The 12,525-nt window shown below is 35.0% G+C and carries 13 protein-coding genes; 7 read left to right on the top strand and 6 right to left on the bottom strand.

Annotated elements, in window-relative coordinates:
- Window positions 1–53 precede the first annotated feature (53 nt).
- Window positions 54–938 (top strand): pentapeptide repeat-containing protein, encoded by an 885-nt coding sequence (locus tag PKK00_02260; GenBank protein HNW97219.1) that lies wholly within the window; start codon window positions 54–56, stop codon window positions 936–938.
- Window positions 939–1,416: 478 nt separating this feature from the next.
- Here PKK00_02260 and glmS read toward each other — a convergent pair whose 3' ends face one another.
- The 3 genes from glmS to PKK00_02245 are packed head-to-tail and all read right to left on the bottom strand — an operon-like array spanning window position 1,417 to window position 5,467.
- Entirely contained in the window at window positions 1,417–3,255 is a 1,839-nt protein-coding gene (gene glmS, locus PKK00_02255) for a glutamine--fructose-6-phosphate transaminase (isomerizing) (protein ID HNW97218.1), read from the bottom strand.
- 11 nt (window positions 3,256–3,266) lie between these two features.
- Window positions 3,267–4,598: a DUF4270 domain-containing protein gene (locus PKK00_02250; GenBank protein HNW97217.1), complete on the bottom strand. Its 1,332-nt coding sequence runs from the start codon at window positions 4,596–4,598 to the stop codon at window positions 3,267–3,269.
- Between the two features lie 41 nt (window positions 4,599–4,639).
- On the bottom strand, window positions 4,640–5,467 hold the full coding sequence (locus tag PKK00_02245) for a glycogen/starch synthase (protein ID HNW97216.1): 828 nt from the start codon (window positions 5,465–5,467) through the stop codon (window positions 4,640–4,642).
- Window positions 5,468–5,601: 134 nt separating this feature from the next.
- Between PKK00_02245 and panC the strand changes: the two genes are divergently transcribed.
- Genes panC through radA form a run of 6 tightly spaced genes read left to right on the top strand, consistent with a single transcriptional unit; the run spans window position 5,602 to window position 10,157 of the window.
- Window positions 5,602–6,444 (top strand): pantoate--beta-alanine ligase, encoded by an 843-nt coding sequence (gene panC / locus PKK00_02240; protein ID HNW97215.1) that lies wholly within the window; start codon window positions 5,602–5,604, stop codon window positions 6,442–6,444.
- Between the two features lie 12 nt (window positions 6,445–6,456).
- The gene (locus PKK00_02235; GenBank protein HNW97214.1) at window positions 6,457–6,804 is read left to right on the top strand and encodes an aspartate 1-decarboxylase; all 348 of its coding nucleotides are present in this window, start codon (window positions 6,457–6,459) and stop codon (window positions 6,802–6,804) included.
- Between the two features lie 4 nt (window positions 6,805–6,808).
- Window positions 6,809–7,828 (top strand): lysylphosphatidylglycerol synthase transmembrane domain-containing protein, encoded by a 1,020-nt coding sequence (locus PKK00_02230; protein HNW97213.1) that lies wholly within the window; start codon window positions 6,809–6,811, stop codon window positions 7,826–7,828.
- Window positions 7,825–8,334: a D-glycero-beta-D-manno-heptose 1-phosphate adenylyltransferase gene (gene rfaE2, locus PKK00_02225; protein ID HNW97212.1), complete on the top strand. Its 510-nt coding sequence runs from the start codon at window positions 7,825–7,827 to the stop codon at window positions 8,332–8,334. The genes PKK00_02230 and rfaE2 overlap by 4 nt, the downstream gene beginning before the upstream one ends.
- A 59-nt stretch (window positions 8,335–8,393) precedes the next feature.
- Complete coding sequence (locus tag PKK00_02220) at window positions 8,394–8,780, top strand: hypothetical protein (protein HNW97211.1); 387 nt, start codon at window positions 8,394–8,396, stop codon at window positions 8,778–8,780.
- Window positions 8,781–8,795: 15 nt separating this feature from the next.
- Window positions 8,796–10,157 carry a DNA repair protein RadA gene (gene radA, locus PKK00_02215; GenBank protein ID HNW97210.1) on the top strand — a complete coding sequence of 454 codons (1,362 nt, stop codon included), beginning with the start codon at window positions 8,796–8,798 and terminating at the stop codon, window positions 10,155–10,157.
- Window positions 10,158–10,170: 13 nt separating this feature from the next.
- Here radA and PKK00_02210 read toward each other — a convergent pair whose 3' ends face one another.
- Genes PKK00_02210 through PKK00_02200 form a run of 3 tightly spaced genes read right to left on the bottom strand, consistent with a single transcriptional unit; the run spans window position 10,171 to window position 12,377 of the window.
- Window positions 10,171–10,341, bottom strand: coding sequence for a hypothetical protein (locus tag PKK00_02210; GenBank protein HNW97209.1), 171 nt, complete (start codon window positions 10,339–10,341; stop codon window positions 10,171–10,173).
- A 13-nt stretch (window positions 10,342–10,354) separates the two neighbouring features.
- Window positions 10,355–11,428: a butyrate kinase gene (buk, locus tag PKK00_02205; GenBank protein HNW97208.1), complete on the bottom strand. Its 1,074-nt coding sequence runs from the start codon at window positions 11,426–11,428 to the stop codon at window positions 10,355–10,357.
- Between the two features lie 40 nt (window positions 11,429–11,468).
- Window positions 11,469–12,377: a phosphate acyltransferase gene (locus tag PKK00_02200; protein ID HNW97207.1), complete on the bottom strand. Its 909-nt coding sequence runs from the start codon at window positions 12,375–12,377 to the stop codon at window positions 11,469–11,471.
- Window positions 12,378–12,525 lie beyond the last annotated feature (148 nt).

The following is a 12,525-nucleotide window of genomic DNA, read 5'->3' as shown; positions in this document are numbered from 1 at the left end:
CCCAATATCTTTGTAGTGTCAGAAAAAATAATAAAACCGCGGAGGAAATACCTATGTTAAATACAAAGAGCATCGGCAATAAAATTGCAGAAGCACGAAAGAAAATAAATATATCACAGGCACAGCTTGCCGAACGTTTATTCATAAGCGCTCAGGCAGTAGGGAAATGGGAGCGCGGCGAATCGATGCCCGACATCATTACTTTTAACCGCCTTGCCGAAATACTGGGTGTCGACCTGAACTACTTTTCCGAAAGCCTGCAATCGGCAGCCACCGAAACTGCACCGGCTGAGCCTGCGGCTGAAATACACTCAGCAAAGCAGGATAAAAAGCCCGGCTGGGATATGTCGCGCGGGAACTGGACCGATGCCGATTTTTCAGGTTTAAAGAACCTGCACGATAAATTCAGTTCGTCCAACATGTTGCGCTGCCTGTTCATTGGTTCGGATCTGTCGGGGCTACTGTTAAAAAGCAATAATGTTGAAGGCTGCGATTTCTCAGGCTCCAACCTTAGCAGGAGCCATATCAGGAAATCAAACTTGGGCAACAACCTGTTCAGGGACTGTAAACTGCAAGAGACCGAATTTTCGGATAGCAACATTGGCGGCTGCGATTTCTCAGGCGCCGATTTTACAGGGGCAATGTTCAAATCGGGCAACTTACAGAAAAATACCATTGAAAACGTAATATGGAACCGCAGCTCATTTATTGGAATGGCGATTGACGATACGGTTTTCGAAGGTACTATAGAGGATTGTTGTTTTGAGAACTGCGCCTTTTACAGGGTAACATTTCGTGATGCAATGCTTATTAACACATTCTTTAAGAACAAAAGTCTGAAACACTTAAAGTTTGTCGACTGTAAGTCCGACCGTATCACCTACGCATTCCTGAAGAACGGAAGAGCCGATTTAACCGGTATTACATTAGTAACATAATAAAGAAAGGTGGCAAAAAGCCCATGAGCAACTCCCGGGGTCGTATGTATACCCCCGAGACTCATTTGAACGCTCCTATACCTTTATACCTTATACCTCCATGAGTCTGTTCTATAAACTGTGTCAAGAACTTAATAACCTATACCTTTATACCTCTATACCCCACAAACCCTCCCGAGCATCCAGTCATATTGAGTTTATCGAAATATGGCGCGAAGGAAAAATTTTGTTTAACGGTTAAAGGTGGAGCAACTGGTTTAGTTTACAGTTGAAGGTGGAAAGAAAAATGTTTATTTCATATCATCATCAGGCTTCGATGAACTCAGCCTGATCGAGCATCCGGTCATATTGAGCTTGTCGAAATATGGTGCGAAGCAATTAGGTTTGTTACTTTTTCAGAGCATTGCATAAGAAAGTAACAAAAAACAAAAGGCGTCGAACACATCAACGCCTTTCTTATTTCATTCAAATAAATATTTTACTCTACAGTTACCGATTTAGCAAGGTTTCGGGGCTGGTCAACATTACAACCGCGTAAAACAGCAATATGATAAGCCAACAACTGTAATGGAATAGTGGCAACCAACGGAACAAACATTTCTTCTGTTTCCGGAATTTCAATAATATAATCAGCAAGGTCTTTAACTGTAGTATCGCCTTCGGTAACTATTGCTATTATTACACCTTTACGAGCTTTGACTTCCTGTATGTTACTAATTACTTTTTCGTAGGTCCCCTTTTTTGTAGCAATAACAACCACAGGCATTTTTTCGTCAATCAATGCAATAGGACCATGTTTCATTTCTGCTGCCGGATAACCTTCGGCATGTATATACGAAATTTCTTTCAGCTTTAATGCTCCTTCCAACGCTACAGGGAAGTTGTAACCCCTGCCAAGATATAAGAAATTACGGGCATTATGGAATATTTCAGCAATAGCTTTTATGCTATCGTTTGATTTTAAAGTTTTCTCAACTTTTTCTGGAATACTTTCAAGTTCGGTAATAATTTCATGTAATCGGGAACGTGAAACCGTTCCTTTTTTTTGTGCTATAGTAAGCGCCATCAGTGCAAGTACAGTAACCTGTGCTGTAAAAGCTTTTGTTGAAGCAACACCAATTTCAGGTCCGGCATGAGTGTATGAACCGGCATGAGTAGCACGGGGAATAGATGATCCAACAACATTACATATTCCAATTATTGTTGCTCCTTTGCTTTTTGCGAGTTCTATAGCTGCAAGCGTATCGGCTGTTTCACCACTTTGCGAAATGGCAATAACAATATCATTTTCATTTATAATTGGATTCCTGTACCGGAATTCCGAAGCGTATTCAACTTCAACAGGTATTCGGGCAAAATCTTCAAACAGGTATTCACCAACAAGTCCGGCATGCCAGGATGTTCCGCAGGCAATAATAATGATACGTTTTGCATTCAGAAATTTTTCTTCATAATCAATAATACCACCTAAGGCTACAATTTCTTTTGCGATATTTAAACGTCCGCGCATACTGTCTTTTATCGAACGGGGTTGTTCGTAAATTTCCTTCAACATGAAATGAGGAAAACCACCTTTTTCAATGGATTCAAGTTGAAGTTCCAGCTTTTGTATATAAGGGGTTTTCTCTTTATTACCTATAGTAAGTATTTTCAGGTCTCCATTACGCTTTATTATTGTGATTTCTTCATCGTTGAGATAAACAACTTTTTTTGTGTATTCAATAATAGGAGTGGGATCAGATGCTATGAACATTTCATCTTTTCCTACGCCCACAACCATAGGGCTTCCCTTGCGTGCGCCAACAAGTGTATCGGGATCGTCTTTTGAAATAATTACAATAGCATAGGTTCCAATTACTTCATTTAATGCTATTCGTAATGCTTCTACCAAATCAACTTCTTCGTGTTTACGGATATCTTCAATAAGATAAACCAGGACTTCAGTATCAGTATCGCTTGTAAATTTATATCCCCTGTTTATAAGTTCCTGTTTCAGGTATGCGTAATTTTCAATAATACCATTATGTATTAAAGCGATTTCTTTATTCTGTGAATAATGAGGATGTGCATTAACATCACTGGGTTCGCCATGTGTAGCCCAACGGGTGTGAGCAATTCCTATTGTACCTTTAGTGTTCAGGTCTTTTACATGTTTTTCCAGATCGGCAACTTTTCCATGGCACTTATAAAGATTAAGTTCTTTATCAATAAGGGCAATACCGGCACTGTCGTATCCTCTGTATTCCAGACGGTACAAGCCTTTCATTAAAATAGGATACGCTTGACGCGGTCCTATATATGCTACTATTCCACACATAAATTATTTATTTAATAAAGTTTGGTATACGTTATTATAAGACGTATTTTTTCTGATTGACGTCTGCAGCCTTTTATAACTACCCTGTTTGGATAATTAGGTCTATAAGTAGGATAAACCATTAAACTTAAACCAAGGTTTTCTTTAACTCCATCAATAACCTGTTGAATATGTTGAGAAATATTAAATTTATATTGCAAATTGGTTGTGTCGTAAGTTCCTCCAAAATATGAATTCGACTGATCCAACAGATAACGGATACTTCCATCTTTCTCTTCCAGTAATATCAATTTACTTGGAGGATTATATTTATCCGTATTTAAACCATTTTCTTCTACAGGAATAATCATTTCCGCATTATTTATAGCAATTTTTCCTGCATTAGTCAGGTTATTTAAATATGGATATTTTATCTTGACTTTTAAACCGGCTGTCCCCTGAAGATAAAGCAGGCTATCGCCTTTAGTAGTATCGCCATAAATTTCACTTCTAAGATACGGATCAGCATATAAATAATTTGAATGATTATAATGATTAAAACGGGCAGAATATTCATTAAATACAAAATAAAATTTCATCGAGGTGGTGTCATTATCATCATTTTTATAATATAATGCCACGTTCGATAATGAGCTAAGTAAGTTAAAGGCCATGATACATCCTTCACCATTTCCGTTCACAGGTGTTGTGGTTACATATAACCCTTTGAAATAATCAAGAAAATTGGTGTTGTCAGATAATACACTACTGCCTGCTAATCCTAAAAATATATTGCCTAATGATTTATCCAAAGGAATCCTTAAATGTGCAGGATACTTTTCGCTATCTACTACAATACTATCTATAGGATGAGGATAAAATGTTTTTGAACCTAATAATTCGCCAGTAATTTGAAGTTCTTTATTTGAATAGTAAGAGCTGTCTTTATAAAAATCTTCAGCAACCCTGTAAACTCTAACAGTTTGTGGTGTCAAAGTATCTCCATAATAATTTGCATAACGAAGCGACAGGACAAGTGAATCGCAAACCGGATTAGAACCAAACGTAGGAGCATTTGAAGATATTCTCATTTGAGAATAAAAACTTGCCGAATTTTTTCCGAATATAGGATCATAATAACTCCCTAAAAGATTATATGCAGTTGAATTGGTAAGAATGGGATCTTCAAGTACCGAGTAGGTATTAAGTGTTATGGTATCGCAATAAACAACGTTTAGTTTATCTCCCGGAGGTTGAATCTCGAGTCCTATTTCCGATGGTTTCTCACAAGCGAACCAGAATATTGATACTACAAAAAATAATGTAATGTAGAATGAAGTAGAGTTTAATGAAATTCGTTTCAAAGCAATTAATATTAAATTTGAGTGCAAATGTAACGAAGAATTTAATTGCTTAGTATATGCTCATTAACTAATATTTCATCATAAAATTCATTATAGGCATCAACATATGTATCCATCGACTGGAAGTTGAGTACAGGCTTATCAATCTGGTTAAGGTATTTAACGATATCCTGATTTACATCAGGACTACCAATAATAACACCATCAGAAAAATCAATAGCAGCTTTGGTAATATTGTTAAAAGTAGGTTTTTTATAATGTGTAATATCATTTTGAGATATTCCCGGTAACATTATTTTTTCTGAAAAATCTTTACTAAACGGAGTATCAAAATCATCATTGTATACTGAATAAATAACTTTAGTATCCGTGAATAAAGGATTATCAACAAATGCTTTCTTAAGATAAATAGGCATCATGCTGGTCATCCATCCGTGGCAATGAACAATATCAGGAGCCCAGCCTAATTTTTTTACTGTTTCCAAAACACCCCTGGCAAAGAAAATTGCTCTTTCATCATTATCTTTGAAAAATTTATTTGATGAGTCACAGAATACTTGTTTCCTTTGAAAATAATCTTCATTATCGATAAAATATATTTGCATTCTGGCCGACTGGATAGAAGCTACTTTAATGATCAGTGGATGGTCAGTATCATTAATAATTAAATTCATTCCTGAAAGGCGAATCACTTCATGAAGTTGATTCCTTCTTTCATTAATGCAACCATAACGAGGCATAAATGTCCTTATTTCTCTGCCTTTTTCCTGTATTCCCTGAGGAAGGTACCTGCCAATAATACCCATATGGCTATCTTTCAGGTAGGGAATAATTTCTTGCTGTACAAAAAGAACTTTAGTTTTTTCCATGTGTATGTTTGTGTTTTGGTCTTTCAAACGGAATTGCAAAATTAATAAAATTTTAGCAATAATTCAAGTAATTCGTAATAGATTTGCACTTTATTTTATCGTTTTAACTAATATTAAAGTTTAAATTACTACGTATGAGACTCATATATAATAAATTTGAATTAGAACAAATCATTTCCAGGATAAAGGAGGAAAATAAAAGTATTGGATTTGTTCCCACAATGGGAGCAATTCACAAAGGGCATCTGGCTTTGGCATCAAGAGCTAAGACAGAAAATGACGTATGTATTTGCAGTATTTTTGTTAACCCTACTCAATTTAATAATTCTGAAGATTTAAAAAAATATCCAAGAACATTAAAGTCTGACATTGAACTTTTTACACAGATAGGAGTAGATTTTATTTTTGTACCTTCCGAAAGCGAAATGTATCCTGAATCAAAAATTGAACAGATTAATTTAGATGGACTTGATAAAGTCATGGAAGGAAAATTCAGACCGGGGCATTTTAATGGTGTTTCGGTAATTGTAAAGAAATTTTTTTTATTAATAAAACCCGACAAAGCATATTTTGGTGAAAAAGATTTTCAGCAATTGACTATAATAAAATATCTTGTGAAAAAATTAAATATACCTGTTGAAATAATTCCCTGTGCAACAATCAGGGAAGCCGACGGACTTGCAATGAGTTCAAGAAATCAAAGGTTGAATGCAGAAGAAAGAATTCAGGCTCCTATAATATATAAAACATTAAAAGAAGCAAAAGAACTTACAAAGAATGAAAGTATTGATAATATTAAAAATATAGTTAAAGAAAAAATAAACAGCCATTCATTATTAAAACTGGAATATTTTGAAATAGTAGAAAGCGATACTCTTGTTCCTGCATTAAAAATAAACGAAGAAAAACATTACACTGCATGCATTGCTGTTTTTGCCGGAAAAATTCGTTTGATAGATAATATAAAAATTTTGTAATTTTGCGCCGCTATGCAAATTCAAGTATTAAAATCAAAAATCCACAGAGCAGTTGTAACTGATGCTAATATTAATTATGTGGGCAGTATTACTATTGATGAAGATCTATTGAATGCGGCCAATATGATTGAGTATGAAAAAGTACAGGTTGTTAATATTAACAATGGCGAAAGGCTTGAAACGTATATTATAAAAGGCGAAAAAGGATCGGGAACCATTTGTCTTAATGGTGCTGCAGCACGTAAAGCCGCTCCCGGTGATGTGGTAATTGTAATTTCATTTGCTTCTATGGATTTTGAAGAAGCGAAAAACTTTAAGCCTACCATTGTTTTCCCCGGTCATAATAATCGGTTAAAATAATTTTGTGAAAAAGAAAATCCTTTCTGTTTTAAAGTACCTGTTTTTTCTTGCAATAGGTGGTGTCTTATTTTGGCTTGCCATTCGCGGCGAAAATATCGACAGTATTCTTATTGAAATTAAAAAAGCTGATTATCGATGGATTGCACTGGCAATTATTACAATGTTGGTTAGCCATATCATCAGGGCATTAAGATGGAATCAACTTCTGGAACCTTTAAATATCAAAGTAAAAACACACACCACATTTTATGCTGTAATGATAGGCTATTTCGTAAATATAGCTGTTCCGCGTTTAGGCGAAATCACACGTTGCGGTGTGCTTGCACGCCATCATAAGGTTCCGGTAAATTCGGTAATCGGAACAGTAATTGCCGAAAGAGCATTTGATGTTATAACTATGTTGGTTATTCTTATTATTACCATTTTATCGCAATTATCATTTCTTGAAAAATTTATTTATAAAAATATTTTTGAACCTTTGTCTTCAAAATTTCCAAATAGTTCTGCTGCATTATTAATAATCACAGGAAGTTTTATAGGAATTTGTTTACTGATAATTATCGTGTACCGTTTATGCCTGCCTATGTTGCGTAAACTGAAATTGTTTCATAAAATAATTGATTTAATTAAAGGTTTCTGGGAAGGAGTAAAGACAATAAAAAATGTAAAAAATAAAAAGCTTTTTATTTTTTATTCTATCCTGCTATGGGGATTTTATACTCTGACAATCTATATCAGTTTTTTTGCTGTAAGTGCTACAAGTGAGCGTAATTTTATTGATGCATTAACCGTTATGGCGCTTGGAAGTATTGGCACTTTGGCTCCTACACCCGGTGGTATTGGTGCTTATCAATATTTTGTCAAAATTACATTATCAGGATTGTATAAAATTTCAGAAATTCCTGCATTTTCATTCGCGAATATCGTGTATTTCACACAATGGTTCATGATAATAATTGTTGGAAGTATCTCATGGCTTATTTTATTTTTATCCGATAAAAAGAAAAAAGAAATTATAACATGAATACAAACGAATTTGCACAATCAAAAATCTTTCATTTCAGTAAAGAAGAAGATTTAATTAAACTTAAACGTCATTTGGCTTTCTGGAAGTTTAAAAACCAATCCATTGTTTTTACTAACGGATGCTTTGATATCATTCATTTAGGACATATCGATTACCTATCCAAAGCTGCTGATAATGGAAATATTTTAATTATCGGGTTGAATACAGATAAATCCGTAAAAAATATAAAAGGAGAGAAAAGACCTATAAACAATGAGGAAACAAGAGCATTGTTTTTAGCATCTTTATTCTTTGTTGATGCTGTTGTGCTTTTTGATGAAGACACTCCATACGAATTGATAAAAACTATAACACCTGATATTCTTATTAAAGGAAGTGATTATAAAGCCGAAGAAATTGTGGGAAATGATATTGTAAAATCAAAAGGTGGGAAAATAATTACTATTGATTTTCTTGAAGGATATTCTACAACTTCTATTATTGAAAAAATAAAATTAATTTAAGTATTTTTTCTTGAAATCATTTAAGTTATTACTTATTTTAGCCATAAATTTAATAATGAATGAAGAGATCTTATAAATATCTTTTTTTTATCATAGCTTTTTTTTCAATAATTTTTTTTTCATGCAAACAAAAAATTGAAAATAAAATTGATGGAGATTGGAGAATGGTTGATGTCAACAGTATGAGTACTAATACACAGGAATGGACATTGATGGATGGATATATTTACATGAAAAAAAATACAGCTAATTCAACCTTTGATACTTTATCTTACGGTACATATATCATTAAAATAAAAAGATTAACCCGATACTTAAAAATTACGGAATGTAATAATAAATACATGGTTGGTGAATATAAAATTATGAAACTCACAAATAAGCACCTGGAATTGTACCGTGATGAAAATGCAAATTATCAGTATTATGAATTTATAAAAAAATAATTTCTTTTCTTCCTGATGTCAAAAATCAAAACTACTTTTTTTTGCCAGAACTGCGGAGCACAATCGCCTAAATGGATGGGACGTTGCCCTTCATGTAATGAATGGAATACATTTGTTGAAGAAGTTATTCAGAAGTCCTCGAAAGAAGTATCAATAAAAAATTCATTAAAATCGAATATCCCACAAAAAATAAATGAAATTTCAACTTCATCGGAACAACGCATGAATACTAATAGTCAGGAATTGAATCGTGTTCTTGGCGGCGGATTGGTCCCCGGTTCGGTAGTTTTAATTGGTGGTGAACCCGGAATTGGAAAATCTACATTGCTTTTGCAAATTGCATTGAATATTAAAAATGCAAAAGTACTTTATATCACCGGTGAAGAAAGCGACCAACAGTTGCGAATGCGTGCAGAACGCATAGGCATAAAAAATGAAGACTGTTTTATTCTTACGGAAACATCAACTCAAAATATTTTTAATCACCTCCAGGAAACACAACCGGATATGGTGGTTATTGATTCCATACAAACCTTATCCACAGCCATAATTGAATCATCAGCCGGAAGCATATCGCAGATACGTGAGTGCGCAGCTGAAATGAATCGTTATGCCAAAGAAACAGCCACACCTGTTTTTCTAATAGGACATATTACAAAAGACGGAACTATTGCAGGTCCAAAAGTATTGGAACATATGGTCGATACGGTTTTACAATTTGAAGGCGACAGGAATCATGGGTACCGCATATTAAGAGCAACAAAAAATCGTTTTGGTTCAACTTCCGAATTAGGAATTTTTGAAATGCAAAATTCAGGATTACGCGAAGTAACCAATCCATCCGAAATATTATTATCACAACGTGATGAACAGTTGAGCGGTGTTGCTATTGCTGCAATGGTTGAAGGAATGCGACCCATGTTGATTGAAACACAAGCTTTGGTAAGCAGCGCTGCTTATGGTACTCCGCAACGTTCGGCTACAGGCTTCGATATTCGCAGGTTAAACATGTTACTCGCAGTTCTTGAAAAACGTTGTGGTTTCAGGTTGGGAATAAAAGATGTATTTCTCAACATTGCCGGGGGTATTCGTGTTGACGACCCTGCTATTGACCTTGCTGTTGTTAGTGCAGTACTTTCATCGAATGAAGATATTCCGGTAAGTCCAAAAATTTGCTTAGCAGCAGAAGTGGGATTATCGGGCGAAATACGTCCTGTGAACCGCATAGAACAAAGAGTTTCAGAAGCTGAAAAATTAGGCTTTGAACAAATCATCATTTCTTCCTATAATCAAAAAGGTATTGATTATAAAAGTAAAGGAATTAAAATTATTCCCGTAAGAAAGATTGAAGAAGTGTTCAGTAATTTATTCGGATAAAAAATATTTTACATTAATTAATAAAAAACTTCCACGAGCAATACCATTCTTCGGGATGTTTTTCGGAAGGACATGCAATGCATCCAGTTCCGGGGTTTTTAGAAAGATTTAGAAAACGTTTTATCGACCATGAACTCTTGTGATAAAAATAAAAAAACCGGAATAATATATTCCGGTTAAACATTCATAAAAACATTTTAAACATATTCTTTTACTTCCACTTCGCCCGATAAAACAAGGTATCCATTCAATGCCAGTGCTTCCATTTCTCCCTCGCCGGGATAAACTTTTACAGGACCTAAATGTTTTACCATTTCAGTAATGAAGCTTGTAACCATTTCACCATAGGCAATTCCACCTGTCAGTAATATTCCGTCAACCTCTCCATGAAGAACAGCGCTTAATGCGCCTATCTCTTTAGCTACCTGGTATGACATGGCATTATAAATCAATTTAGCGTATTCATCACCCTGTTCTATTCGTTTTTCTATTTCCAGAGCATCGGAAGTTCCAAGATAAGCTGTTAATCCTCCTTTGCCTTTTATCTTACGAAGTATTTCCGCTTTGGAAAATTTATTTGAAAAACATAATTCCACAAGTTGACCTACAGGTAAACCTCCGCTGCGTTCAGGCGACATAGGACCTTCGCCATTAAGACCATTATTCACATCAATGATTCTTCCTTTACGATGTGCACCAACAGAAAGTCCTCCACCCATATGTGCAACAATCACATTTATCTCTTCATATTTTTTCCCAATATCGCGTGCATACATTCGGGCAACAGCTCGCTGGTTCAATGCATGAAGAAAACTTTTACGCGGCAATTCCGGCATTCCCGAAATACGAGCAATATCTTCCATCTCGTCAACACACGTAGGGTCGACAATTATTGCCATTACTTTTCTATTTATCTCCTTTGCCAATTCATAAGCAATAAGCCCTCCCAGGTTCGATTCGTGTTCCCCCATGGGGTGGTATATATCATGAATCATGGCATCATTTACCTTGTAAACACCGCCGGCAATAGGTTTAAGTAATCCTCCCCTGCCAACAACAATTGAAATATTTTTGATATTTATTCCTGCTTTGCTTAGTTCATCGTCTATGGTATTCTTACGGAATTCAAACTGGTCGGCAATCATGTCGAACTGCTGCAAAATTTCCTGAAGATGTCTGATTTTCTTCAGAAAAATCTGTTTACGACCTTCGTAAACAGCAATCTTTGTAGAAGTAGAACCGGGATTCACCACTAGGATCAAATGCTCCATAAGAATTGAATTTTAATATAAGCGGGTTTAGAAATTAAATTTATTTTGCAAGCATCGCGCTTAATGCAATACTGTAAAGTTTTGTCATTTCGCTATCGCCCCTGGATGTAAGAACACAGGGTACCTTTGCTCCAAAAACAACAGCTCCTAATTCACCTTTACAAAGTTTGTTGTTCATTTTAAAGAACACATTTCCTGATTCAATATTTGGGAACAGTATACAATCTGCATCACCCTGGATAGGACTTTTCAGTTTCTTTATTTCACAGCTTTCCCTGTCGATACATCCGTCAAATGCAAGAGGTCCGTCAACTATAGCTCCTTTTATTTGTCCGCGATCGGCCATTTTAGCAATAATTGCTGCTTCAATACACGCAGGCATACCTAATGACATTTGTTCTGTGGCTGCAAGAAGAGCAACTTTAGGATTATCAATACCCAATGCATGAGCAGTATCGATAAGGTAATTTGTCATCACTATTTTTTGTTTCAGGTCGGGAAGAGGAATAATAGCAACGTCAGCAACAATAAGAAGTTTTGGATAATTCGGATTTTCAACAACGGATACATGACTTAAAACAGCATTGGGATTTGGCATCAGTCCTTTTTCCTTATTCAGGATTGCTCTCATATATTTGTCGCTCGTAACAAGACCTTTCATCAAAATTTCACCTTCTCCGGCATTAATCAATTCAACAGCTTTCTGTGTTGCTTTCCATTCATCCGTTTCATGTACGATCTTGAATTTTTTTACATCAAATTTATGCTCGGTACAAACTTTTTTTATTGTAGCTTCATCACCTACAAGTGTAGCTTCAACAATACCTTTATCAATAGCCCCGCTAATTGCGCCAATAGTGTGTGAATCGTTTGCGTAAGCAGCTACCAGTCTTTTTTTTGTTTTGCTTTGCAGCACATCGAACATTTGTGCTAATTTGGTAATTGACATTTTAATTCCTCCTGATATAATTTATATTTTTAAAATAGGTTTTCTTTACCTTGCTAATATAAGGAAATTTTCCTTACTACAAAATAATTTAAAAAATAAAAATATGGATTGGTAAAATTAGGATAACCCTTTATTAACGGGCTTAAAA

Source organism: Bacteroidales bacterium, assembly GCA_035353855.1.
In the GTDB taxonomy this organism is placed as follows: Bacteria; Bacteroidota; Bacteroidia; order Bacteroidales; family CG2-30-32-10; genus DAOQAK01.
The sequence above is the reverse complement of the archived record's forward strand: the minus strand, read 5'-3'. Positions and strand labels throughout refer to the sequence as shown.